The organism is Agreia sp. Leaf283, assembly GCF_001422485.1.
Classification (GTDB): Bacteria; Actinomycetota; Actinomycetes; order Actinomycetales; family Microbacteriaceae; genus Agreia.
On record NZ_LMNF01000001.1, the window covers coordinates 1,099,287 to 1,123,040 of the forward strand.

Sequence of the window (23,754 nt, forward strand, 5' to 3'; positions counted from 1 at the left end):
TTCTGCGGGCGGCCACCCGGCCGCCCGCAGGACTCACCGCATCACGCCTGAACACCCCCCTTCAAGCAAGCCCTTCAAGCAATGGAGCTGACATGAGCACGGCGACCGTGGAACCACGTGCCGGAACACCCGCCCCGGGGGTGCCGAACCGGGCCCCCTCACCCCGTCGGCCTCGAAAGAAGATCTTCCTCGGCGCGGGCATGATCTGGATCCTGCCGGCGCTGGTGCTCGTCATCGGCATGATCTATTTCGCCATCGGGTACACGGGCTACGTCTCGACCCTCGACTGGAACGGCTTCATCCTGAGCCCGTCGGAGTCTGTCGGCGCCGACAACTTCACCCAGATGTTCCAGGACGACGTGTTCTGGCTGGCCATCTGGCACACCGTCGTCTTCTTCGTCGTGACCTTCGCGGTGCAGACCACGATCGGGTTCACCTTCGCGGCCCTTATGCACTCGAAGCTCAAGCTCGCCCCGGTCTACAAGGTCATCATCTTCGTTCCGACCGTGCTCGCCCCGGCCACGATGGCCCCGGTGTTCCGCTCGATCTTCGACGTGGATGGCCAGTTCAACTGGGTGCTGCGCCACGTCGGCCTGGGCGATCTCGCCCACCCGTGGCTGGCCGACTCGGCCACCGCGATGCCCGTGGTCATGGCGATCACGATCTGGCAGTGGACGGGTCTGACCTTCATCCTCTTCTACGCCGCCATGGCGCAGATCGAGCCCGAGGTGCTCGAGGCCGCGCGCATCGACGGCGCGAGCAACCTGCGCACCCTCGTGTCGATCATCTGGCCGATGTGCAAGGGAACCACCATCGCGCTGGCGACCCTCGGCATCATCGGCGCGCTCAAGACCTTCGACGTTCCCTATCTCGTCACGAAAGCGGGCCCGAATCATGCGACCGAATTCCTCGGCACCTACATCTACCAGACCATGGTCGCCGAGAAGCACTTCGGCTACGCGGCGGCGATCTCGATCGCTCTGCTCGTGCTGGCCATCGGCGGAGGCGTGCTCATGAACCTGCGCCGTCGAAGCGACGAGAGCTGAGGCCCGCCATGTTCGAACTGCGCACCCTCAGGTCACGCATCGGCGTGCAACTGCTCGCGACCATCATCGTCATCCCCTACCTCTTCGCGCTCGTCGCGATGGTGCAGGGATCTCTCGCCGGAGCGGGCTGGGGCAACTACGCCAAGGTCTTCGACACCGGCGTCGTTCCCACCTACTTCATGAACACGATCATCGTGGCCGGGTCGACGATCGCCATCGTCTACGTGTGCACGATGCTCGCCGCCTTCGGCTTCGCCAAGCTGCGCATCCGTGGCAAGGAGGTGTGGTTCTGGCTGCTGCTCGTGGCCCTCACCATGCCCGAGGCCGTGCTGCTGACACCGCTCTTCGTCACCGCGTCGACACTCGACATCTACAACGAGCTGATCGCCGTGATCCTGCCGCTCGCCGCCCTGCAGGTGCCCTTCACGGTACTGCTGGCGCGCAGCTTCTTCGCCGGCATCCCGACAGAGCTGATGGATGCGGGGCGCGTCGACGGCGCGAGCATCGTGAAGGTGTTCTGGTACATCGTGCTTCCGCTGACCCGCCCCATCGCGGGGGCGATCGTCGTGCTCACCCTGATCAACAGCTGGAACGCCTTCCTGCTGCCCATGCTGATGCTCAACGACCCCGAAAAGCAGGTCGTCACGCTGCTTCCCTCGTTCTTCACGAGCCAGTACACCAACGACCAGACCGGCGTTCTGGCCGCCGCGGTCATCACGGCCGTGCCCGTGATCGTCGCCTACCTGCTGCTGCAGCGCTCGTTCGAGCGCGGCCTCGCAGCGGGAGCCCTCAAGTGATCGACAGCCCAGTCGGCGGCACGGCAGGCGCGGGCAGCCTCGCGGGCCGGCTCGCCGTCGTCACCGGCGGCACCGCCGGCATCGGACTGGCCATCGCGCGGCGCTTCGTCTCCGAGGGCGCCGACGTGATCGTCACGGGCACGAACCCCGAGCGGGCCGAGGCCCTGCGCATCGAGGGCCAGAAGACCGACGCGCCCATCGGCATCCAGGTGGTGCTGGCTGACGCGGCCGATCTCGACGGCATCGACCGGCTCGCCGAGGTGATCCGGGCATCCGGCCGCACCATCGACGTGCTCGTCGCCAATGCGGGGCGCGACGTCGACTCCACGCCCCTCGTCGACATGACGCCCGAGCTGTTCGACCGGGTGGCCGGGCTCAACTTCAGAGGCACGTTCTTCGCCGCGCAGCGGCTCGTGCCGCTGATGACGGATGGCGGCAGCATCGTGCTGGTGTCGTCGATCGCCGCGCACAACGGCGGTGCGGGGCACGCGGTCTACAACGCCACGAAGTCGGCCGTGCGCTCGCTGGCCCGAACGCTCACCTCCGAGCTCGCGGGCCGAGGCATCCGCGCCAACGCGGTGAGCCCGGGGCCCATCGCGACGGCCGGCTTCGACCAGTTCACCGGCGGATCGGAGACGGTCGAGAAGGCCGTCGCCGCGATGATCCCCGTGGGCCGCATCGGCAGGCCCGACGAGGTCGCCGCCGCAGTGCTGTTCCTCGCGAGCGAAGAATCGAGCTTCATCGCCGGCGCCGAACTGGTCGTCGACGGCGGAATGAGTCAGGTGTGACCGGCACGCACGCGCGAGGGACCCTCGCGATCGATCCGTTCACCACGAAGAAAGAAGGTCTGTCATGTCCAACCCCGTGAGATTCGCCGTCGTCGGAACAGGCTGGAGGGCCGACTTCCACATCCGCATGGCCAGGGCCGCGCCCGACCGCCTGCAGGCGGTGGCCGTCGTGGCCAACTCGGCCGAGGCCGCGGAGCGCACCTCGGAGAAGTGGGGCATCCCGGTCGTGCGCACCCTGGAGGAGGCGCTGACCTTCCACCCCGACTTCGTGATCGCGGCGGTGTCGTGGTCGTCGATGCCGACGGTCACCACCCGGCTCGTCGAGCTCGGAGCGCACGTTCTCGCCGAGACGCCCCCGGCACCGGATGCCGACGGGCTGCGCTCGCTCTGGGCGGCCGTCGGTGCATCGGGCCTCGTGCAGGTGGCCGAGCAGTACATGCTGATGCCCGGCCACGCATCGCGGCAGGCCGTCGCTCGCGGCGGAGCCATCGGCCGCGTCAACGCCGTGCAGGTCGGGTCGACGCACCTGTACCACGCGACCTCTCTCATGCGCGGGTTCCTCGGCGTGGGCATGGATGAGACGGTCGTGAACGCGCGCACCTTCTCGGCGCCGCTGGCCGACCCGCTCACCTTCGACGGCTGGGTCGCCGACCCGCAGCCCGAGCCCAAGACCACCACGATCGCCACCCTCGACTTCGGCGACGGGCGCATGGGCCTCTACGACTTCGTCGACAACCAGTGGTGGAACCCGCTGCTGGCGCGCCGCATCGTCATCCGCGGCTCGCTCGGAGAGATCGTCGACGACACCGTCACCCACCTCACCGACGAGGGAGTGATCGTCTCGCTCATCTCGTATCGCCGCACCGGCGTCGACATGAACCTCGAGGGCAACGAGGTCGTCTCGGCCAGCTTCGAGGGCCGGCGCGTGTACGAGAACCCGTGGGTGGGAACCAGCTTCTCCGAGGACGACATCGCCGTGGCGTCGTTCCTCGCAGAGACGGGCCTGTGGGCCAGGTCGGAGGGCCCGGAACCGTACTCCCTGGCCGACGCCTGCCAGGACCACCTGCTCGGCCTCGCCATAGAGGAATCCGCTCGAACCGGCGCCGACGTGCGCACAACCAAGGAGGACTGGGCCTGATGCCCCTCGTAACCATCGAACTCGCAGACACCGTCGACCACGACACCCGCTTCGCCTACGCCGAGGCCATCAACGCCGGCCTCGTCGAGGGGCTGGGCATGGACGCGGAGGACCGCTTCCAGGTGATCCACCCGCTGCCGGCCGACCACATCGTGGCCGACCCGCACTACCTCGGAGGAGACCGCCGCGACGTCGTCTACGTGCGCATCCTCATGGTGAAGATGTACGACGCCGACACGAAGCGCGCCATGTTCGACGCCGTCGCGCGCAACCTCGAAGCCCTCGGCGTGCGCCCCGACGACGTGTTCATCGCGATCACTGAGAACACGCTCGACGACTGGTACCCGGGCGCACGGGGAGAGCGATGACCGAGCGCACGGGTCTGGAGCGGGGCGACCTGAGCCACCGTCTCGCCGACGCACGCCTCACCCTGGTCGACGCCCACGGGCATCCGCTGGCCTCGACCGAGGTGACGATCGAGCAGACGCGGCACGCGTTCGGCTTCGGCAACATCGGGTTCGACTTCATCGACTGGCTCGGCGGGCCGCCCGCCTCGGGTGAGCCCAGCGCGTCGGAGGTGTTCGGCGGGCAGGCCCCGCCCGAGGTCGAGAGGCTGGCCGAGGACTGGCTGGGGCTGTTCAACAACATGACCCTGCCGTTCTACTGGCGAGCCTTCGAGCCGGTTCAGGGCAGGCCGGAGACCGAGCGGCTCAGGCGCACCGCCGAGTACTTCGCCGATCGCGGGGTGACCGTGAAAGGCCACCCCCTGGTCTGGCACACGCTCGCCCCCGAGTGGCTGCTCGAGCTCGACGAGGCCGACGTCGAGCAGACGATCCGGCGGCGCATCCGCCGCGAGGTCACCGAGTTCGCCGGCGTCGTCGACCTGTGGGACGCGATCAACGAGGTCGTCATCTTGCCCGTGTTCACGGCCGAGGACAACGCCGTGACCCGGCTCGCCCAGCGCGTCGGCCGGGTGGGTATGGTGCGGCTCGCCTTCGAGGAGGCGCGCGCCGCGAACCCGCACGCCCGGCTGGTGCTCAACGACTTCGACCTCAGCGCCGACTACGAGCACCTGATCGAGGAGTGCCTGGAGGCAGGGATACAGATCGACGCCCTCGGCCTGCAGACGCACATGCACCAGGGCTACCGCGGCGAGGACCAGGTGTGGGAGATCCTCGAGCGCTTCTCGCGCTTCGGGTTGCCGCTGCAGCTCACGGAGACGACCCTGCTCTCAGGCGAGCTCATGCCGAAAGAGATCGTCGACCTCAACGACTACGTGGTCGACGAGTGGCCGTCGACGGCCGAGGGCGAGGCCCGGCAGGCCGACGAGCTCGTGCGTCACTACCGCACGGTCGTCGGCCACCCGGCGGTCGAGTCGCTCACCTACTGGGGCATCACCGACCACGGCGCCTGGCTCGGCGCCCCATCGGGCCTGATCCGCGCCGACGGAAGCCGCAAGCCCGGCTACGACGCGCTGCACGACCTCATCCGCGGCGAGTGGTGGCTGCCCGAGACGACCACGACGACGGATGCCGACGGCCAGGTCGCGGTGCAGGGATTCGCCGGGCGCTACCGGGTGACGACCCCGGCGGGTGCGGCCGAGGTCGAGCTGGGCGCGGGCACCGAGTCGCTCGTCGTCGAGGTGGAAGCGTGACCTCGACCTCGACCTCGACCTCGATGTCGACCTCGGCTCGCGAAGAGCGCGCCGGCTGGCTGCGCCTGATCGCCGACCGCCTCGACGAGCGCGCCGCCGAGCTCGTCGAGATCGCCGATCGCGAGACGCACCTCGGCGCCGCCCGACTCACCGGCGAGGTGGCGCGCACCACCGGGCAGCTGCGCCTCTTCGCCGACGTCGCTCTCGAGGGCTCCTACCTCGAGGCGGTGCTCGACGAGGCGCGGCCGGATGCGACGCCGCCGCAGCCCGAGATCCGTCGCGTTCTGCGGCCGGTCGGCCCGGTCGCCGTGTTCTCGGCATCGAACTTTCCGTTCGCCTTCTCGGTCGCCGGCGGAGACACCGCATCGGCGCTCGCGGCCGGATGCCCCGTGATCGTCAAGGCGCACTCCGGACACCTCGAGCTCTCGCGCCGCACGGCCGAGATCGTGACGCAGGCGCTCGACGCGGCCGGTGCCCCCGCGGGCACGTTCGCGCTCGTCGAGGGACGAGAGGCCGGCATCGACCTCGTCACCGCCCCGGCCACCCGGGCGGTCTCGTTCACCGGGTCGCTCGCCGGCGGGCGCGCGCTCCTCGACGCCATCGCGACGCGACCCGAGCCCATCCCGTTCTATGGCGAGCTCGGAAGCATCAACCCGGTGATCGTCACGCCCGCAGCCCTGGACGCGCGCGGTGAGGAGCTCGCCTCAGGCCTCGTCGCCTCGTTCACGCTGGGCGGCGGGCAGTTCTGCACGAAGCCCGGCGTGGTGTTCGTTCCTCGGGGCTTCGCGTCCGCGACCTCCCTCGCGGAGCGGGTGAACGCGCTCGCGCGACCCACGCTGCTGACCGACCGCATCACCGACGCGTTCGGCGAGACCCTCGAACGCCTGCTCTCGGTCGAGGGCGTCGAGCTGGTCGCAGGCGGGGCCGTGCGCGACGGCGCGCCCGCGCCCACCGTGCTGCAGGCATCCATCGCCGCGTTCACAGAGCACAGCGATGCGCTGCTCGAGGAGTGCTTCGGGCCGCTCACCCTGCTCATCGAATACGGCTCGCTCGACGAGGTCGGGTGGGCGATCGACGCGGTCGCGGGGTCTCTCACCGCGACCGTGCACGCCGAGCCGGCCGACGACATCCGGGGTCTGGTCGAGCGACTGGCCGCGCTGGCCGGCCGCGTGCTCTTCGACGGCTGGCCGACCGGCGTGGCCGTGACCTGGGGCCAGCACCACGGCGGCCCGTGGCCGGCCACGAACACGCAGCACACCTCGGTCGGGGCCACCGCGATCCGCCGCTTTCTGCGGCCGATCGCCTACCAGAACGCGCCCGCCGCGGCCCTTCCGTTCGACCTCACCGATGCCGGCCTCGCCCGCATCCCGCACCGCAGAAACGGAGAGCTGATCCTGCCGTGACCGACTCGCAGACCCCGCCCGAACCACAGGGCGACCCACACCTCGACCCGCCCGCACAGGAGGAGCCCCAGCCGCACCTCGGGCGCGTCATACGAACTGGTCCGAGAACCGGTCCCGCATCCGATCGCGCCCGCCGCAGCGCCGCTTGGTACGACGGCGACAACCGCAACACCTATCTGCACCGCGCCTGGATGCGCCGAGGCATTCCCGACCACGCGTTCGATGGGCGGCCGCAGATCGCGATCGCGAACACGGCCAGCGACCTCGCGCCCTGCAACTCGCACCTCGACGAGGTGGCGCAGAGCGTGAAGAACGGGGTCTACGAGGCCGGCGGAATCCCGTACAACCTGCCGATCATCTCGCTGGGTGAGACCACCGTGCGCACCACGGCCATGCTGTGGCGCAACATGATGGCGATGGCGGCGGAGGAGCTGTTCCGGGCGAACCCCGTCGACGGGCTCGTGCTGCTCGGCGGCTGCGACAAGACGATTCCCGCGCTGCTCATGGCGGCCGCGTCGGTGGGCATCCCCGCCATCGTCGTGCCCGGCGGGCCCATGCTGAACGGCACGTTCCAGGGGCGCCCGCTGGGCTGCGGTACGGATGTCTGGCGACTGAGCGAAGAGGTGCGGGCGGGGCAGCTCGACGCCGACTACTTCGTGAAGAGCGAGTCGTCGATGATCCGCAGCCGGGGCCATTGCAACACCATGGGCACGGCGTCGTCGATGGCCTGTGTCACCGAGGCACTCGGCATGACGCTTCCCGGAGTCGCGGGGATCCCCGCATCCGACAGCCGTCTGCTCGAGTTCTCGCACGCGACCGGCAATCGCATCGTGAGCATGGTCGAGGAGGGGCTCGCGCCCGCCGACATCCTGACCCCCGCCGCGTTCCACAACGCGGTCGTCGCGCTCGCGGCCATCGGCGGGTCGACCAATGCGGTGGTGCACCTGCTGGCCATCGCCCGGCGCGTGGGCGTCGACGTGGGCCTCGACGACTTCGACCGCATCGGTGCCGACGTGCCGCTGCTCGTGAACCTGCAGCCCGCGGGCGAGCACCTCATGGAGGACCTGTTCAGGGCGGGCGGCTTCCTCGCCGTGATGAACGAGGTGAAGAACCTGCTCGACCCTGGCGCGATCACCGTGCTGGGCACGCCCTTCGTCGACGAGCTCGCGGCGCATCGGGTGTGGGACAGGGATGTCATCCGCACCGCGTCAGAGCCCCTGCAGCCGGCCGCCGGAATCGCGGTTCTGCGCGGCAATCTGGCGCCGACCGGGGCGATCATCAAGCCGGCCGCCGCGAGCCCCGCGCTGCTGCAGCATCGCGGACCGGCTGTGGTGTTCGACTCTGTCGAAGACATGCACGCGCGTATCGACGACCCCGAGCTGGAGGTGACCGCGGACTCGGTTCTGGTGCTGCGCGGCTGCGGTCCGCGGGGCTACCCGGGCATGCCCGAGGTCGCGAACATGCCGCTGCCGACGAAGCTGCTCGAGCAGGGCGTGCGCGACATGGTGCGCATCTGCGACGGGCGCATGAGCGGCACCGCCTACGGAACGGTGGTGCTGCACGTCACGCCGGAGGCGGCGGCGGGCGGGATGCTCGGGCTGGTTCACGACGGAGACCTGATCGAACTCGACGTGGAGGGGCGGTCGCTGACGCTGCTCGTCTCCGACGAGGAGCTGGCCGGGCGCGTGCCGTCGGCCGCGCTGACCACGGCCTATGCCGCGCCGACCCGGGGGTGGGAGAAGCTCTACGTTCAGCACGTCGAGCAGGCCGACTCGGGCGCAGACCTCGACTTCCTCACGGGGGCGTCCGGGCCCGATGTGATGAGGGAGTCGCACTGATGAGTCGGAGAGTGATGAATCAGAGAGTGAAGGCAGCGGTGCTGCGCGAGATCGGCGCACCGCTGGGCATCGAGGAGATCGAGCTGGCCGACCCCGGCCCGGGCGAGCTGCTCGTCGAGATCGAGGCCGCCGGGGTCTGTCACTCCGACCTGCACTACCTGCAGGGCGGGCTTCGCTGCCCGCTTCCGGTCGTGCCCGGCCACGAGGGTGCGGGCCGCATCGTGGGCATGGGCCCGGATGTGCGCGAGGGCTTCTCGATCGGCGACCGGGTGGCGCTGCTGTGGCGCCCGAACTGCGGCCGCTGCGCTCAGTGCATCGCGGGCAGGCCCATCATGTGCGAGCTCGGCCCCGTGCAGGCGCAGTCCGGCGGGCTGCTCGACGGCACCAGCCGCATGCGCGACTCCCATGGAGAGACCGTGCACCACCTGCTCGGCGTCTCGTGCTTCTCCGAGCGCGTCGTGGTTCCCGAGCGCAGCGTCGTGTATGTGCCCGACGACATCCCGCCCGAGATCGCGGCGATCGCCGGATGCGCCGTGATCACCGGGGTGGGGGCCGTACGCAACGTCGTCGGCTCGTGCCTCGGCGATGCGATCGTCGTGATCGGCGCCGGAGGCGTGGGACTCTCGGCCTTGATGGGGGCTGCGGCGGCGGGAGCCCATCCGCTGATCGCCGTCGACGTCGACGAGGCCAAGCTCTCGCTCGCCGCCCGGGTCGGGGCCACGGCCACCGTCGACGGCAGAGACGGGGATGCCGTGGAGCAGGTGCTCGCCCTCGTTCCCGGCGGAGTCGCGTGGGTCATCGAGGCCGTCGGGCGACCGGAGACGATGGCCTCGGCCGTGTCGATGCTGCGCCCGGGCGGAACCGCCGTCGCCGTCGGCCTCGGCCGCGTCGGGCAGACCTTCGACGTGCCGATCAACGAACTCGTGCAGCGCCAGAAGCGCGTCGTGGGCTCGCTGTACGGATCGTCGATTCCGCAGCTCGACCTGCCGCGCATCTTCGAGCTCTACCGCAGCGGGGCGCTTCCCCTCGACCTGCTGCTCGGCGAGCGGTACCCGCTCGAGCGCATCGGCGACGCCTTCGAGGCGTTGCAGCACGAGAGCCTCGGGCGCTCCATCGTGCTGCCGGGGGCATGATGAGCGAGGCCGTGATGAGCGAGGCCGTGACGGGCGACGCTTCGGGCGCGCTCGCCTTCGCGCGCTACCCGAGCCTGGCCGGACGCACCGTCGTGGTGACGGGCGGCGCATCCGGTCTGGGCGAGGAGTTCGTGCGGCAGTTCGCTGCCCAGGGATCGCGCGTGGGGTTCATCGACATCGACGCGGCCCGCGGCGAGGCGCTGGCCACCGAGCTCGGCGGGCTCGGCGGCGACGTGCTCTTCCGCGGGTGCGACGTGCGCGATGTCGGCGAGCTGCAGAGCGTGATCTCGGGGCTTGCCGAAGCGCTGGGCCCCGTCGACGTGCTCGTGAACAACGCCGCGAACGACAGGCGGCACACCATCGACGACCTCGACCCCGACTACTGGGACGACCGGATGGCGGTGAACCTGCGGCACCAGTTCTTCGCGTCGCGCCTCGTGGCGCCCATGATGCGGGCGACGGGTCGCGGATCGATCATCAACCTCGGATCGATCAGCGCCCACATCGACCTGGTCGAACTCGTGGGCTACATCACGGCCAAGGCGGGAATCGAGGGGATGACCCGGGCGATGGCGCGCGAGCTCGGACCCGACGGAATCCGGGTCAACTGCGTGATCCCCGGCTGGGTCATGACCGAACGGCAGCTTAAGCAGGAGGTCACGCCGGAGGCCGAGGCGCACATCGAGCAGAGCCAGTGCCTGCCCGATCGCGTGTACCCTGCCGATGTGGCGCGCATGGTGCTGTGGCTCGCCGCCGACGACTCGTCGATGTGCACGGCGCAGAACTGGGTGGTGGACGGTGGCTGGCTCTGATGCAGTGAGGCTCTCGGCGACGCAGGGCTCGTGGGCCGGTCCCGCCTCGGTGGTCCACGGCGAGGGAGCGTTCTGGGACCCGCGCGCCGAGGTGTTCCGCTATGTCGACATGCTCGCGGGCGACGTGGTGACCGACCCCGCGGGCGAGCAGTCGCGCTCGCACATCGGAGACATCGCCGCGCTCATCCGTCGACGCACGCGCGGCGGCTACGTGGTGGCAGACGAGCGCGGCTTCGTGCTGCTCGACGACGACCTCCAGCAGCTGCAGCGCGTGCCCGTGTTCGACGACACGTCGGTGCGCATGAACGAGGGCGCGTGCGACAGCGCGGGGCGTCTGTTCTGCGGCTCGATGGCCTACGACACGCGCCCGGGCGCCGGCTCGCTCTACCGGCTCGACCCCGACCTGTCGGTGCACGTCGTGCTCGAGAGCGTCACGGTTCCGAACGGGCTGGTGTGGATGCGCGACGGCACGCTGGCCGTGCACGTCGACTCTGCAGACGACGCGGTCTACGGCTACGAGTTCGACGCCGAGCGCGGGGAGTTCGGTCGCTGCGAGGTGTTCATCGATTTCTCGGATGTGCACGGGTCGCCCGACGGAATGGCGCTCGACGAGCAGGGCGGGCTGTGGATAGCGATGTGGGGTGGCGGGGCGGTGCGCCGCTACGACGCGTCGGGAAAGCTCGTCGATGTGCTCGAGCTTCCCGTCACGAACGTGACCTCGTGTGCCTTCGGTGGGGAGGACGGGCGCACCCTGCTCGTGACGACCTCGCGCGACGGCATCGAGGAGGGCACGGAGCCGCTGGCCGGGCTCACGTACTCGGTCGACGTGGGCGTGCGCGGCGCGCCGGTGCACCCGTTCGCCGGGTGACGCCCCCGCTCCCTGAGCCTGTCGAAGGGCCCCGTTCCCTGAGCTTGTCGAAGGGCCCCGTTCCCTGAGCTTGTCGAAGGGCCGACTCGGTCAGCGCATTGGATCGCCGCGCAGCGCCTCCACCGAGGGAGACTCGAGCATCACCGTAAGAATGCGTCTGAGCGTGACCCGATCCTCGGCATCCAACCCGTCGGTGAGCACGTGGTCGACGCGCGCCACCTTCGGCAGCAGGGCGTCGAGCTCCGCGGCCCCGGCCTCCGTGAGGTGCAGCACGTTGCGCCGCTTGTCCGACGCATCCCTGACGCGTTCGAGGATTCCGCGGCGTTCGAGGCGGGCGACCAGGTCTGCGATGGTCGACCGGTCGAGGTCGAGCCGGGCGCACAGTTCCGTCTGGCTCGCGCCCGGAGACTGCGAGAGCACATTCATCACGCCGAACTGCACACTCGTGATCTCGGACGAGACCTCGCGCTGCCAGGCGGCGACGTGCGCCTGCTGGGCGCGGCGGATCAGGTAGCCGGTGTACTGCGAGACGTCGTGCGATTCCATGTCGCTTCGGATTATGTCAGGCGAGCGCCGGGCGCCTACAACCACCGGGGCGCGGCCGGGGCGGGCTCGCCGTCGGCCGTGGTCACGCCCGCGCTGCCTCGGCCGGTGGCCCAGCGGGCGAGGGCCGCGCTCGATCCGCGCACGGCGATCGAGCCGGCGGCATCCGGCCCTGCGGCTTGCGGCACCGCGGCCTGCGACACGGCGACTGTGTGCAGAGCGCGATCGGTGGCCTCGAGCGTGAACCGCGGCAGGCCCTCCGCCTCGCGACGCCTGGCCCATGAGCCCGTGACGTCGACGAGGATGCGCTCGAGCAGCTCGGGCGGAAAGTCCTCGAAGCGGGCACCGGCGTCGAGATCGACGGCGTGGATCCAGACCTCGCGGGTGCGCATCCACACCGTTTCTGAGACGGGAACGGTGCGATTCTGCGCCGTGCGCACCTCTCGGGACCAGGCCTCGTCGGGCAGGTCGCGCCACTCGACGGTGAGGTGGATGGCCGCGTGGTCCGAGAGGTTGCGCAGGGCCTGCACGGGCAGCGTCGCCGAGAAGTCGATCTCCTCGGCGCGCTGGGTGGCGGATGCGTACATCGGCGTCTCGATGCCGGTCGCCGCCCACTCCACCAGACGGGTGAGCGCCCGCGCGTTGAGGCCGACGTGGGCGATGAGGTGGCGGCGATCCCAGCCGGCGAGCAGCGACGGGCCGTCGAAGTCGGCGTCGCTCAGCCGCGAGAGCGCGCGGGAGTAGTACGCCTGGCCCCGGCGGGCGAGGAGCAGGCCCTCGATGATCGCCGGATCGGTGACCAGGTCGGTGCGCGCAGCCACGGGTCAGGCCTCCACGCGCACCGGGTTGCTCAGCGTGCCGATGCCCTCGACGGTGGTGGTGAGCGTGGCGCCGTCGCCGAGGTAGCGGGCGGGCTTACGGGCGTGGCCGACTCCGCCGGGGGTGCCGCTCGCGATCACGTCGCCCGGGTTGAGGGTCACGATCTGCGAGATGTAGGAGACGAGCGCGGCGGGGTCGAAGACGAGGTCGGAGGTGTTGCTCTTCTGCATGACCTCACCGTCGACCTCGGTGCGGATCTCGGTGTCGACCGCGTATTCGTCGGCGGTCACCAGCACGGGTCCGAAGGGTGTGGAGCTCTCGAACGTCTTTCCCTGGAACCATTCGGGCGTGCGGTACTGGAAGTCGCGCATGGTCACGTCGTTGAGCACCGAGTATCCGGCGATCGCGTCGGCGGCCTCGTCTTCGCCGAGGCGGCGGGCGGTGCGGCCGATCACCACGGCGAGCTCGCACTCCCAGTCGACGGCGTGCGAGGCGTACTCGGGCAGCACGATCTCGTCGTGGGCGCCGATGAGCGCCTCGGGGTACTTGGCGAACAGTGTGGGGAACTCGGGCAGCTCGCGTCCCATCTCGAGGATGTGGTTGCGGTAGTTGAGCCCCACGCACACGATCTTGCTCGGCGCGGGAACCACGGGCGCCCAGTCGGCAGGGGCGATGTCGGCGACCGGGCGGGTGCCGCCGTCGGCGGTCTCGGCCACCCGGCGCCAGTCGGCGAGGGCGAGCAGTGCACCCACGTCGGCGACGCCGGGGATCTCGGTGGCGGTGTCGTCGTCGATGCGCACGGCGATGGTGCCGTCGGGGGTGCGGAGGGTGGCGAGTCTCATGGGCGGTGCTTTCTGCTCAGGCGGAGGGGACGAAGGTGCGGGAGAAGTTGAGGCGGTCCATGATCGGACCGTCGGTGAAGCGGAAGAGGTCGAACTGCGTGTCGGCGTGCAGCGACCACGGCACCCAGCTGGGCACCACGAACAGGTCGCCGGTCTCGAGGCGCGTCTCGGTATCGCCGAGCACGACGGTGCCCGAGCCCTCGAAGACCTGCCAGACGGCCGAGCCCACCTCGTGCGTGGGTGCCGTCGAGATGCCCGCGCGCAGTCGGTGGAATTCGCAGCGGATCGTCGACATCACGTCGCCGCCCGTGGTGGGGTTGGTGAACCGGATGGCGGCGTGACCCTGTTCGAGCGTCGCCGGAAAGCCCTCGTCCTCGAGCGCGAGCTGCTCGCGCAGCGCCGCGTCGGTGTGCTCCCAGCGGTACGCACTGAGTGGCGATGAGACCGTGTTCTCGAGAACGGACATCGGTCGCAGTCCGGGGTGCGCCCACAGCCGCTCCGAGCGCGAGACCGCGGGTGAAGCCTCGTCGGTCACCCGCTCCGAGCCGAACTCGAAGAATCCGACATCCATCTGGCTCGAGAACGGAATATCGAGGCCGTCGATCCAGGCCATGGGGTTCGCGGTGTCGTTGTGGTGGCCGTGGAAGTTCCAGCCCGGCGTCAGCAGCAGGTCGCCCCGGCGCATCGCCACGGGGTCGCCGTTCACCACGGTCCAGACGCCCTCTCCCTCGACGACGAAGCGGAAGGCGTTCTGCGAGTGACGGTGCTCGGGCGCCGTCTCGTGGCCGCCCAGATACTGGATGGCGCACCACAGCGTCGGGGTCGCGTACCCGGTGCCCGGCAGGCCCGGGTTGGTGAGGCCGACCGCGCGGCGTTCGCCGCCGCGGCCGACCGGAACGAGGTCGCCGGAGCGCTGCGCGATGTCGAAGAGTGTCTTCCATCTCCAGACGTGCGGCACGGCCTGCGGCGAGGGAGTCATGGGCATGAGGTCGTCGCGCTGGGTCCACAGCGGCGCCATGTCGTTGGCCGCGAAGTCGCGGTAGAGCTGTTCGAGTTCCGGGGTGTCGGCCGAGCCGTCCATCTGCTGCACTGCAGGTTCCTCCATCGCCAGCGGCGTCGTCGCCGTCGCATCATCAGCGGTCAATTCATCAGTACCCCAACTATATAGAGCGCGGCGCTCAGCGCAAGGGGAGATTCCGGGGGAGCGGCGCGGGCGCCCATGCCCGGGTCGGCAGGCCCCGCACCGGGGACGCTGCCGAGAAGGCGTAGCCGTCATCCGCCCGCCGGCGTCGGAGCCACTGGCGCATGATCGGCATGCCCGTGGTGATCAGCAGGGTGTCGAGCCGGTCTCCGACGAACGCGATACTCGACACGTGGGCATCGGGAACGAGGATGCTCTGGTCGGCCAGAAGCTCGCCCCGGGGCGAGTATCTGTCGACGCGACCTTGGTCGAACACCGTGACCCACAGGCATCCCTCGGCGTCGATCGCGATGCCGTCGGGCATGCCGTCGACCTTGACGAAGGGGCGCTGCGCGCCCGCGGCCGAGGCGGTCGCGGCGTCGCCGTAGTCGCGCGAGAAGATCGTGCGTGCCGCGGTGTCGGCGTGGAAGAGAGTCGATCCGTCGGGCGACCAGGCGATGCCGTTCGAGATCCCGACGCCGTGCTGCAGCGTGGTGAGGGCGCCGTCGTGCTCGAGGCGCAGCAGCAGCTGCCGACCGTCGGGCCCGTCGGAATTCAGGGTTCCGATCACGAGGCGGCCCCGCGGATCGATGTGACCGTCGTTGAACCGTTCACTCTCATCGAGCAGTGGCTCGGATTCGGTCACGGCACCCAGTGGGCTGACCGTGGCGAGGCGCCGGCCGAGGCCGCACACCCAGCCGCCGCCCTCGGCGGGCAGGGCGCATCCGAGCTGGTCGCCGAGCTCGAGCACGCTGAGCAGTCGCACCCGCGGCTCGTCTTCGTCACGAGATCCGCCGTCGACGGTCGCGATGTGCAACCGCCCCAGCTCGATGTCCACCCACGAGAGGAGCCGGGATTCCGCGTTCCACACCGGTCCCTCAGGAAGGATGCCGCGGGGGCTCGCGACCCGGCTCAGCATGAGCTCGAGCGATTCGTCAGGGTGCATTGCGGCTCCTTTGCCGGTGTCTTGGTGAGTGAACGTCAGAAATATAACAATTCCATAAACCGTGCGCACAGTCAGTTTAAGCCGTTATGCTGACTGTGCGCTCGGTTTAACGGCGTTCAAGGGTGAAGTCGAATAGCGAGTGCTCGCGCTCGTCCTCGACGATCCACCCCTCCTCACAAAGACGTAAAGGATGGAACCAGTGAAGAAGACCTCCCGCCTGGTGGCGGCGCTCGCGGCCGGGGCACTCGCTCTCGGCCTCGCAGCCTGCAGCCCCGGCACCAACGACGCAGGCTCGACAACGGGCAGCTCGACCACCGCCCCACTGCTGACCCTCGGCCAGATCGTCGAGCCCACCTCGTTCGACCCCGCCCTCTCGCAGGAGGGCAACTCGATGCCCTACTACCAGGCGGTCTACGACACCCTGATCAAGCGGGCCCCCGACGGCAGCCTCGAACCGATGCTGGCCACCGAGTGGACCTACAACGACGACCGCACCGTGCTCACCCTCACGCTGCGCGACGACGTGACGTTCAGCGACGGCGCCGCCTTCGACGCCGACGGCGCCAAGGCCAACATCGAGCACTTCCTCGAGGCCAAAGGCCCGCAGGCGAACCAGGCCGCGAGCATCACCTCGGTCGAGGCCACCGACGCCACGACCCTCGTCATCACCCTCGACGCTCCCGACCCCTCGCTCGAGTACTCGCTTGCGAGCTCGCTCGGCTTCATGGCGAGCCCGGATGCGATCGGTTCCGAGGACATCGCATCGGCCCCCGTCGGCTCCGGCCCCTACACCCTCGACTCCGCCTCGACGATCGTCGGCTCGGAGTACACCTTCGTGCGCAACGCCGACTACTGGGGAGACGCCCTGCCCTACGACTCCATCAAGTTCGTGCTGCTGACCGACGAGACCGCCCGAGTCAACGCCCTGCGCTCCGGCCAGATCAACGCCGCCGTGTTCACCGCGCCGTCGACGGCACAGGAGCTCGAGTCGTCGGGCTTCACGGTGGAAGGACAGCTCGGCGACTTCTCGGGCTTCGTCTTCTTCGACCGCACCGGCCAGCTGAACCCTGCCTTCGCCGACCCCCGCGTGCGGGAGGCGCTCACCATCTCGATCGACAAGGAGGCGCTGCTCGAGAACGTGGGCCAGGGTCGAGGCGAGCTCACCAACCAGATCTTCCCCAGCGACGACTTCTCGTATGACAAGGCGCTCGACACCGACGACCGCTTCGCCTACGACCCCGATCGCGCCAAGCAGCTGCTCGCCGACGCCGGCTACGCCAGCGGCCTCACCGTGACCATGCCGATCAGCCCCGTCTTCGACCCCTCCATCTACACCACGATCGAGCAGAACTTCAGCGACATCGGGGTCACCATGGAACGCGTCGAGTTCGGGCCGGGCCAGACGATTCCGGCCCTCCTCGGCGGACAGTTCGCGATCACCTACTTCACGCTCGCGACGTTCAACGACTGGACGACGGTGCGGCAGTACCTGGCTCCGGACGCCCCCTGGAACTCGCTGAAGACCGAAGACGCCGACCTCGCCGACCTGATCAAGACGTACCAGTACGCCGCGACCGACGACGAGCGCACCACGGCGGGCCAGGCCATGAACAAGTACGTGGTCGACAACAACTGGTTCGGCGTGTTCTCCCGAGTGCTCAGCACCTACGGGCACGACGACACCGTCTCGGTCGAGCTGCAGACGCAGCAGGCCGTGCCGTCGATCTACAACTACTCGCCCGCCAACTGATCCGGATGGGGTCCCCGCGCCAGGCGCGGGGGCCCCGCCCACGAAAGGCCCCACCCGTGCTGTCCTTCATCGCCAAGCGCACGCTGCTGGCGCTCTCGCAGATGCTCGTCATCTCGGCGGTCGCCTTCTTCCTCCTCTACCTGTCGTCGAGCGGCATAGCCCGCACGATCCTGGGCGAGCAGGCCACCGAAGAGCAGGTCGCCGCCAAGACCGCCGAGCTGGGTCTCGACCGACCATTGCCCGTGCGCTACGTCGAATGGCTGCTCGGCGTGTTCCAGGGCGACCTCGGTCGCTCCTACTTCACGCCGCAGGATGTGAGCGATGCGCTCATCAGCCGCCTCCCCACCACCCTCTCCCTTCTCATCGCGACCACGATCGTCGCCGCCCTCATCGCCTTCGCGCTCGGCATCGCCGCCGCCGTGTACCGGGGATGGCTCGACCGACTCGTGCAGATCCTCTCGATCGCCGGCTACGCGATCCCCGGATTCCTCTTCGCGCTGCTGCTCGTGATCGTCTTCGCCATCAACCTCGGCTGGCTGCCGGCCACCGGCTACGTGCAGCTCACGGCGGATCCGCTCGGCTGGCTCAAGACCGTGATCCTGCCCATCGCGGCCCTGTCGATCGGCATGATCGCGGCCACGGCGCAGCAGGTGCGCGGAGCGGTGATCGACGTGCTGCGCCAGGACTACGTGCGCACCCTGCGCAGTCGCGGCCTCAGTGAACGCGAGATCATCTTCAAACACGTGCTGCGCAACGCATCCGGCACCGGCCTCACCGTGCTGGGCCTGCAGTTCGTCGGGCTTCTCGGCGGCGCGATCGTCGTCGAGCAGATCTTCGCCCTCCCCGGCCTCGGAACCGTGGCCATCCAGTACACCTCGCGCGGAGACATCCCGGTGGTGATGGGTCTGCTGATCATCACCTCGCTGATCGTCGCCGTCGTCAACCTGCTCGTCGACCTCGGCGTCGGCTTCCTCAACCCGAAAGCGAGAGTGGCATGAGCACCTCCGACAAGCCGGAGACGACACTCCACCGGTTCCTCGCCAACCCCCTCGCGGTCGTCGGGGCGATCATTCTCGCCCTCATCGTGCTCTCCTCGGCGCTCGCCTCTGTGCTGGCCGGGGCCGACCCCGCGTTCTCCGCGATCCGCGACGCGTTCCTCGCCCCGTTCTCGGCCGGCCATCCGTTGGGCACCGACTCGGCGGGCCGCGACATCTGGGCGCGCCTCTTGTACGGCGGCCAGATCAGCCTGCTCGGGGCGCTGCTCGCACTCGTCGTCGCCGCGCTGATCGGCATCCCCGCCGGCCTGCTGGCCGGCTACTACGGGCGCTGGTTCGACTCGGTCTCGGTGTGGATGGCGAACCTCGTGCAGTCGATGCCCGGCATCGTGGTGCTGCTCGCCGCCCGCGCCGTGCTCGGCCCATCGATCTGGATCTCCATGCTGATCTTCGGTGTCATCCTCTCGCCCGGCTTCTACCGGGTCGTGCGCACCGCCGTGATCAACGTGCGCGGCGAGCTGTACGTCGACGCCGCCAAGGTCTCCGGCCTGCGCGACAGCGCCATCATCGGCCGGCACATCCTCACGGTCGTGCGGGGCCCGATCATCATCCAGGCCTCGCTGCTGCTGGGAATCGCGCTCGCGATCCAGTCGGGCCTCGAGTTCCTCGGAGTCGGCGACAACTCGGTTCCCTCGTGGGGCAACATGCTCAACGAGGGCTTCCGCAGCATCTACCGCGCCCCCATCACCCTGCTCTGGCCCTCGCTCGCCATCGGTCTGACCTGCGCGGCGCTGGTGATCATCGGCAACGGTCTGCGGGATGCGCTGGAGGAGCGCGGGTCGAGCTCGGCTCGCCGCGGCCGACGCAAGAACGTGGTCACGGCGACCGCGGCCATGGCCGCCCTTCCCGCAGTCGACGTCGACGCTCTCGACAGGGACGCTCTCGACGAGGCGGCCCCGCTGACGCGTCCGGGAGTGAACACGGCCGACGAGACGGAGACGATCGTCACCGCCCCGCTGGCAGATCTCGAGTTCGTGCCCGAACCCGCCTGGTCGGACTCGACGCCCCTCGAGACGCCCGAGCCCGACCCGAGCGCCGTGCTGAGCGTGCGTCGCCTGCGCGTCGGCTACGGCTCCGGTCCGCACGACAAGACCGTCGTGCACAACGTGAGCCTCGACGTGCACGCCGGAGAGGTGCTCGGCCTCGTCGGCGAATCCGGATCGGGCAAGACGCAGACCGCCTTCGCGGTGCTGGGCCTGCTGCCGACCGGCGGACGGGTCACGAACGGCAGCGTGCTGTTCGACGGCGACGAGCTGACCACCCGCTCTCGCGCCTCGATCCGCGAGCTGCGCGGAACCGGGATCGCGTACATCCCCCAGGAGCCGATGTCGAACCTCGACCCGTCGTTCAAGGTCGGTTCGCAGCTCTCGACACCCATGATGCGACGCCTCGGTCTCGACAAGCGGGCGGCCCGCACGCGTGCCCTCGAACTGCTCGACCGTGTCGGCATCCGGGAGCCCGAGCGCACCTACGACTCGTACCCGCACGAGATCTCGGGCGGCATGGCGCAGCGCGTGCTGATCGCCGGCGCCGTGTCATGCCGACCGCGCCTGCTCATCGCCGACGAGCCCACCACGGCACTCGACGTGACCGTGCAGGCCGAGGTGCTTCGCCTGCTGCGCGAGCTGCAGTCGGAGCAGGAGATGGCGGTGATCCTCGTGACCCACAACTTCGGCGTGGTCGCCGACATCTGCGACCGCGTGGCCGTGATGAACAAGGGAACGATCGTGGAGCAGAACGACGTGGAGTCGCTGTTCGCCCGGCCCCGACACCCCTACACGCAGACCCTGCTCGGATCGACGCTAGAGGGCGGACCCTCGCGCATCGACCTCGACAGGGCCGAAGCAGAAGGAGCACACAGATGAGCGAGCAGCTGCTGTCGGTCGACAAGCTCGGCGTCGACTTCACGAGACGACGCACCACCTTCACGGCGCTCGAGGAGATCACGTTCTCGATCGCCGAGGGGGAGACCGTGGGCCTGGTCGGCGAGTCGGGATCGGGCAAGACCACCATCGGCCGGTCGATCCTCGGGCTCGTGCCGCCGACCCGCGGAACGCTCACCTTCCGTGGCGAGGACATCACGCATGCCTCGCGCACGAAGCGCCGCGAGCTCAGCCGCGACATGCAGGTCGTATTCCAGGATCCGTATACGTCGCTCAACCCCTCGCTCACCATCGAGGGCATCCTCGCCGAGCCGCTGCGCGCACAGGGCATCGACCGCCGCGAGGCCGGCCGGCGGGTGAAGGAGCTGCTCGATCGCGTGCGCCTGCCCAGCGACGCCGCGGGTCGCCTGCCGCGCGAGTTCTCGGGAGGCCAGCGCCAGCGGGTCGCCATCGCCCGAGCTCTGGCCCTGCGCCCGCGTCTCATCGTGTGCGACGAGCCGGTCTCGGCGCTCGATCTGACGACGCAGCAGCGCGTTCTCGACCTCTTCATCGAGATCCAGCGCGACACCGGATGCGCTTACCTGTTCGTCTCGCACGACCTCTCGGTAATCCGCCACGTGAGCCACAGGGTGATCGTTCTGAACCGCGGAAAGATCGTGGAATCCGGGGGCGTCGAGAAGGTCACCAGCGATCCGGACGACCCGTACACTCAACGTCTGATGATGTCCGCGCCGCTTCCCGATCCGGGGGCACAGCGCGAACGCCGCGAGGAATTGGAGAAGCTGCGTGTCGACAGCGAACGAGCAGCCTGAGCCGGTCAAGCCGAGTGCCACGCGACGCAGTCCGAGGGGCGAGAGCCGCCGGGCACTGATTCTGGATGCCGCCGCCGAGGAGTTCGCCGCCCACGGGTATCACGGCGCATCCATCGCCGCGATCGCCGAGAAGGCGGGCATCTCGCAATCGGGCGTGCTGCACCATTTCGCGTCGAAGGACATCCTGCTCGACGCCGTGGTGCAGAGCCGCTTCGGCGAGGACGCCGCGATCGTCGACCGCCTCGGGCTGGGGCACGCCTCGCCGTTCGCCGGCTACGACACCCTTATGTCGCGCAACACCGACGACCGCGTCTGGGTGCAGTTCCTGATGGTGATCATGGCCGAGGGCCTCACCGAGAACAACCCGGCCCACGAGCTCATCCGGGTGCGCTACGAGCGGGTCAAGGAGCGCATGAAGCAGCGTCTGCTCGCGCACGCCGGCGACGAGTTCGACGTGGCACCCAACCTCGACCGCGGCGACCTGGTCGTTCTCTTCCTGGCCGTGCTCGACGGCCTGCAGCTGCAGTGGCTCTACGACGACTCCGTCGACATGAGGCGCGTCGTGCGCCTCATGGTCGAGCTCGTCACCTCGTACACACAACCTTTGGATCCCCCGGAATGACACCGAAACTCTCCCGCCATCACGACGGAACGCTCTACCGCGACCTCAACGACAACGGCGTCATGGATGCCTACGAGAACCCGAATCTGCCCGTCGCGGAACGCGTCGCCGACCTGATGGGCCGCATGTCGCTCGCCGAGAAGGCCGGGCTGATGATCCACTCGATCGTGAGCGTCAACGCCGCCGGCGACCTCGACAGCCCGCTCATGTCGGCCGGACGGGTGCCCGCCGATGAGTTCGTGCTCAACCGCCATGTCACCCACCTGAACGTGCACCGCATCCCGGACCCGCGGTCGATGGCGCGCTGGTCGAACCAGATCCAGGAGCTCGCCGAGTCGACGCCGCTCGGGATCCCCGTGACCATCTCCACCGATCCGCGGCATTCGTTCACCGAGAACTGGGGAGCGTCGTTCAGCGCGGAGCACCTGTCGGCGTGGCCGGAGCCGATCGGGCTCGGAGCTCTCTCCGACGAGGACACCGTTCGCGAGTTCGCCGACATCGCGCGCCAGGAGTACACGGCCCTCGGCATTCGATCGGCCCTGCACCCCACCCTCGATGTGGCCACCGAGCCGCGCTGGGCGCGCCAGTACAGCACCTTCGGTCAGAGCGCCGAGCAGGTCGCTCGGTTCGGCGTCGCCTACGTCGACGGCTTCGAGGGCGTCGACGGGCTCTCGAGCAGCAGCGTCGCCTGCATGGCCAAGCACTTCCCTGGCGGCGGGCCGCAGCGCGACGGCGAGGACCCGCACTTCCCCTACGGCCGCGAGCAGGACTACGTGGGCGACATGTTCGAGTACCACCTCGCGCCGTTCCGGCGGGTGCTCGCCCGCGGGGTCTCCGCCATCATGCCGAGCTACGGCATCCCGATCGGCCTCAGCCTCGACGGCGAGCGCATCGAGGAGGTGGCCTTCGGCTTCAATCGCCAGATCCTCACGGGGCTCCTGCGCGAGCAGCTGGGCTTCGAGGGAGTGATCTGCTCCGACTGGAGCCTCATCACCGAGTCCCGCTTCGGCGGCGCGCACCTACCCGCGCGCGCCTGGGGCGTCGAGCACCTCGGCGAGCTCGACCGGGTGCAGCGCGCCATCGAGGCGGGCTGCGACCAGTTCGGCGGCGAGGACACCCCCTCGTGGATCGTCGAGCTCGTCGAATCGGGTCGGCTGAGCGAGGAGCGCGTCGACGAGTCGGTGCGCCGGCTGCTGGCCGTGAAGTTCGAACTCGGCCTCTTCGACGACCCCTACGTCGACGAGGATGCCGCGGTGGAGATCGTCGGCTCGTCGCAGTTCCGGGCCGCGGGGCATCGCGCCCAGGTGCATTCGGCCACCGTGGTGGTCGACTCCGACGATCGGCCGAGCATCCCCGTCGCGAGTGGCAGCCGCGTGTATTCGCCCGAGATCCCCGACGCCGAGATCTCGGCCGCCGGGTTCGCACCGGCGACCCTCGACGAGGCCGACGTGATCGTCACCCGCATCAGTGCTCCGTTCGATCCGCGCGACCACTACCTTCTCGAGCCCGCGTTCCACGCCGGCTCGCTGGAGTTCGCCGACGCCGACGTCGAGCGCCTGCGCACGCTGTCGCAGCACGCGCCCGTGATCGTCGTGATCCACCTCGAGCGCCCCGCGCTGCTCGCGCCGCTGCTGCCGCACTCCGCCGCCATCCTCGCCGTCTACGGCTCATCGGATGCGGCGGTTCTCGAGGCGCTGGCGACCGAGGGCGCGGCCCGGGGCTCGCTCCCGTTCGACGTGCCCCGCAGCCTCGACGAGATCGTGGCCGCGCGCTCCGACGTTCCCGGTGACACCACGAGTCCCCTGTTCCGCGCCGGAGTCTGACC

At 69.5% G+C, this 23,754-nt stretch carries 22 protein-coding genes; 17 read left to right on the plus strand and 5 right to left on the minus strand.

The window, feature by feature from the left end:
• Positions 1-92 precede the first annotated feature (92 nt).
• The 11 genes from ASF51_RS05000 (at position 93) to ASF51_RS05050 (ending at position 11,477) form a co-directional block, all read left to right on the plus strand.
• On the plus strand, positions 93-1,046 hold the full coding sequence (locus ASF51_RS05000; RefSeq protein ID WP_200920343.1) for a carbohydrate ABC transporter permease: 954 nt from the start codon (positions 93-95) through the stop codon (positions 1,044-1,046).
• Between the two features lie 8 nt (positions 1,047-1,054).
• Positions 1,055-1,843: a carbohydrate ABC transporter permease gene (locus tag ASF51_RS05005; RefSeq protein WP_055926010.1), complete on the plus strand. Its 789-nt coding sequence runs from the start codon at positions 1,055-1,057 to the stop codon at positions 1,841-1,843.
• Entirely contained in the window at positions 1,840-2,631 is a 792-nt protein-coding gene (locus ASF51_RS05010; protein ID WP_200926088.1) for an SDR family NAD(P)-dependent oxidoreductase, read from the plus strand. Before ASF51_RS05005 ends, ASF51_RS05010 begins: the two co-directional genes overlap by 4 nt.
• A 64-nt stretch (positions 2,632-2,695) precedes the next feature.
• Positions 2,696-3,769 carry a Gfo/Idh/MocA family protein gene (locus tag ASF51_RS05015; RefSeq protein WP_055926013.1) on the plus strand — a complete coding sequence of 358 codons (1,074 nt, stop codon included), beginning with the start codon at positions 2,696-2,698 and terminating at the stop codon, positions 3,767-3,769.
• Positions 3,769-4,137: a tautomerase family protein gene (locus ASF51_RS05020; protein WP_055926016.1), complete on the plus strand. Its 369-nt coding sequence runs from the start codon at positions 3,769-3,771 to the stop codon at positions 4,135-4,137. The genes ASF51_RS05015 and ASF51_RS05020 overlap by 1 nt, the downstream gene beginning before the upstream one ends.
• A complete protein-coding gene (locus ASF51_RS05025) occupies positions 4,134-5,423 on the plus strand; it encodes an endo-1,4-beta-xylanase (RefSeq protein WP_055926019.1) in 1,290 nt (429 codons plus the stop codon). Before ASF51_RS05020 ends, ASF51_RS05025 begins: the two co-directional genes overlap by 4 nt.
• Before the next feature lie 23 nt (positions 5,424-5,446).
• Complete coding sequence (locus tag ASF51_RS05030; protein ID WP_055927902.1) at positions 5,447-6,826, plus strand: aldehyde dehydrogenase (NADP(+)); 1,380 nt, start codon at positions 5,447-5,449, stop codon at positions 6,824-6,826.
• Positions 6,823-8,664: an IlvD/Edd family dehydratase gene (locus tag ASF51_RS05035; protein ID WP_235497136.1), complete on the plus strand. Its 1,842-nt coding sequence runs from the start codon at positions 6,823-6,825 to the stop codon at positions 8,662-8,664. Before ASF51_RS05030 ends, ASF51_RS05035 begins: the two co-directional genes overlap by 4 nt.
• Positions 8,665-8,678: 14 nt before the next feature.
• Complete coding sequence (locus ASF51_RS05040) at positions 8,679-9,797, plus strand: zinc-binding dehydrogenase (RefSeq protein WP_235497137.1); 1,119 nt, start codon at positions 8,679-8,681, stop codon at positions 9,795-9,797.
• Positions 9,794-10,609, plus strand: a complete 816-nt coding sequence (locus ASF51_RS05045) for an SDR family NAD(P)-dependent oxidoreductase (RefSeq protein ID WP_082479554.1) — start codon at positions 9,794-9,796, stop codon at positions 10,607-10,609. The genes ASF51_RS05040 and ASF51_RS05045 overlap by 4 nt, the downstream gene beginning before the upstream one ends.
• A complete protein-coding gene (locus tag ASF51_RS05050) occupies positions 10,596-11,477 on the plus strand; it encodes an SMP-30/gluconolactonase/LRE family protein (protein WP_200926090.1) in 882 nt (293 codons plus the stop codon). The genes ASF51_RS05045 and ASF51_RS05050 overlap by 14 nt, the downstream gene beginning before the upstream one ends.
• A gap of 90 nt (positions 11,478-11,567) precedes the next feature.
• Here the strand turns inward: ASF51_RS05050 and ASF51_RS05055 are convergent, their stop codons facing one another.
• The 5 genes from ASF51_RS05055 to ASF51_RS05075 all read right to left on the minus strand — a co-directional run bounded on the left by ASF51_RS05055 (position 11,568) and on the right by ASF51_RS05075 (position 15,807).
• Positions 11,568-12,023 carry a MarR family winged helix-turn-helix transcriptional regulator gene (locus tag ASF51_RS05055; RefSeq protein ID WP_055926025.1) on the minus strand — a complete coding sequence of 152 codons (456 nt, stop codon included), beginning with the start codon at positions 12,021-12,023 and terminating at the stop codon, positions 11,568-11,570.
• A gap of 35 nt (positions 12,024-12,058) precedes the next feature.
• Complete coding sequence (locus ASF51_RS05060) at positions 12,059-12,841, minus strand: maleylpyruvate isomerase family mycothiol-dependent enzyme (RefSeq protein ID WP_055926028.1); 783 nt, start codon at positions 12,839-12,841, stop codon at positions 12,059-12,061.
• 3 nt (positions 12,842-12,844) lie between these two features.
• A complete protein-coding gene (locus ASF51_RS05065; RefSeq protein ID WP_055926031.1) occupies positions 12,845-13,681 on the minus strand; it encodes a fumarylacetoacetate hydrolase family protein in 837 nt (278 codons plus the stop codon).
• A 16-nt stretch (positions 13,682-13,697) separates the two neighbouring features.
• Positions 13,698-14,786 carry a cupin domain-containing protein gene (locus ASF51_RS05070; RefSeq protein ID WP_055926033.1) on the minus strand — a complete coding sequence of 363 codons (1,089 nt, stop codon included), beginning with the start codon at positions 14,784-14,786 and terminating at the stop codon, positions 13,698-13,700.
• Positions 14,787-14,859: 73 nt separating this feature from the next.
• Positions 14,860-15,807, minus strand: coding sequence for an SMP-30/gluconolactonase/LRE family protein (locus ASF51_RS05075; protein WP_055926036.1), 948 nt, complete (start codon positions 15,805-15,807; stop codon positions 14,860-14,862).
• Between the two features lie 199 nt (positions 15,808-16,006).
• Between ASF51_RS05075 and ASF51_RS05080 the strand changes: the two genes are divergently transcribed.
• From ASF51_RS05080 to ASF51_RS05105, 6 genes are read left to right on the plus strand one after another with little or no spacing between them, the layout of a single operon-like run.
• Positions 16,007-17,557 carry an ABC transporter substrate-binding protein gene (locus ASF51_RS05080; protein ID WP_055926039.1) on the plus strand — a complete coding sequence of 517 codons (1,551 nt, stop codon included), beginning with the start codon at positions 16,007-16,009 and terminating at the stop codon, positions 17,555-17,557.
• A 56-nt stretch (positions 17,558-17,613) separates the two neighbouring features.
• Positions 17,614-18,555: an ABC transporter permease gene (locus ASF51_RS05085; protein WP_055926042.1), complete on the plus strand. Its 942-nt coding sequence runs from the start codon at positions 17,614-17,616 to the stop codon at positions 18,553-18,555.
• A complete protein-coding gene (locus ASF51_RS19395; protein WP_055926045.1) occupies positions 18,552-20,477 on the plus strand; it encodes a dipeptide/oligopeptide/nickel ABC transporter permease/ATP-binding protein in 1,926 nt (641 codons plus the stop codon). Before ASF51_RS05085 ends, ASF51_RS19395 begins: the two co-directional genes overlap by 4 nt.
• Positions 20,474-21,307: a dipeptide/oligopeptide/nickel ABC transporter ATP-binding protein gene (locus ASF51_RS05095; protein ID WP_055926048.1), complete on the plus strand. Its 834-nt coding sequence runs from the start codon at positions 20,474-20,476 to the stop codon at positions 21,305-21,307. Before ASF51_RS19395 ends, ASF51_RS05095 begins: the two co-directional genes overlap by 4 nt.
• Entirely contained in the window at positions 21,282-21,929 is a 648-nt protein-coding gene (locus ASF51_RS05100; RefSeq protein WP_055926051.1) for a TetR/AcrR family transcriptional regulator, read from the plus strand. The genes ASF51_RS05095 and ASF51_RS05100 overlap by 26 nt, the downstream gene beginning before the upstream one ends.
• Positions 21,926-23,752 (plus strand): glycoside hydrolase family 3 protein, encoded by a 1,827-nt coding sequence (locus tag ASF51_RS05105; RefSeq protein ID WP_055926054.1) that lies wholly within the window; start codon positions 21,926-21,928, stop codon positions 23,750-23,752. The genes ASF51_RS05100 and ASF51_RS05105 overlap by 4 nt, the downstream gene beginning before the upstream one ends.
• Positions 23,753-23,754 lie beyond the last annotated feature (2 nt).

Excerpts from the sequence above, each read along its gene's own strand:
- ASF51_RS05000 (WP_200920343.1), top strand. The coding sequence starts at position 93 with ATGAGCACGGCGACCGTGGAACCACGTGCCGGAACACCCGCCCCGGGG.
- ASF51_RS05005 (WP_055926010.1), top strand. The coding sequence starts at position 1,055 with ATGTTCGAACTGCGCACCCTCAGGTCACGCATCGGCGTGCAACTGCTC.
- ASF51_RS05015 (WP_055926013.1), top strand. The coding sequence starts at position 2,696 with ATGTCCAACCCCGTGAGATTCGCCGTCGTCGGAACAGGCTGGAGGGCC.
- ASF51_RS05020 (WP_055926016.1), top strand. The coding sequence starts at position 3,769 with ATGCCCCTCGTAACCATCGAACTCGCAGACACCGTCGACCACGACACC.
- ASF51_RS05025 (WP_055926019.1), top strand. The coding sequence starts at position 4,134 with ATGACCGAGCGCACGGGTCTGGAGCGGGGCGACCTGAGCCACCGTCTC.
- ASF51_RS05030 (WP_055927902.1), top strand. The coding sequence starts at position 5,447 with ATGTCGACCTCGGCTCGCGAAGAGCGCGCCGGCTGGCTGCGCCTGATC.
- ASF51_RS05040 (WP_235497137.1), top strand. The coding sequence starts at position 8,679 with ATGAATCAGAGAGTGAAGGCAGCGGTGCTGCGCGAGATCGGCGCACCG.
- ASF51_RS05045 (WP_082479554.1), top strand. The coding sequence starts at position 9,794 with ATGATGAGCGAGGCCGTGATGAGCGAGGCCGTGACGGGCGACGCTTCG.
- ASF51_RS05055 (WP_055926025.1), bottom strand. The coding sequence starts at position 12,023 with ATGGAATCGCACGACGTCTCGCAGTACACCGGCTACCTGATCCGCCGC.
- ASF51_RS05065 (WP_055926031.1), bottom strand. The coding sequence starts at position 13,681 with ATGAGACTCGCCACCCTCCGCACCCCCGACGGCACCATCGCCGTGCGC.
- ASF51_RS05070 (WP_055926033.1), bottom strand. The coding sequence starts at position 14,786 with ATGGAGGAACCTGCAGTGCAGCAGATGGACGGCTCGGCCGACACCCCG.
- ASF51_RS05075 (WP_055926036.1), bottom strand. The coding sequence starts at position 15,807 with ATGCACCCTGACGAATCGCTCGAGCTCATGCTGAGCCGGGTCGCGAGC.
- ASF51_RS19395 (WP_055926045.1), top strand. The coding sequence starts at position 18,552 with ATGAGCACCTCCGACAAGCCGGAGACGACACTCCACCGGTTCCTCGCC.
- ASF51_RS05095 (WP_055926048.1), top strand. The coding sequence starts at position 20,474 with ATGAGCGAGCAGCTGCTGTCGGTCGACAAGCTCGGCGTCGACTTCACG.
- ASF51_RS05105 (WP_055926054.1), top strand. The coding sequence starts at position 21,926 with ATGACACCGAAACTCTCCCGCCATCACGACGGAACGCTCTACCGCGAC.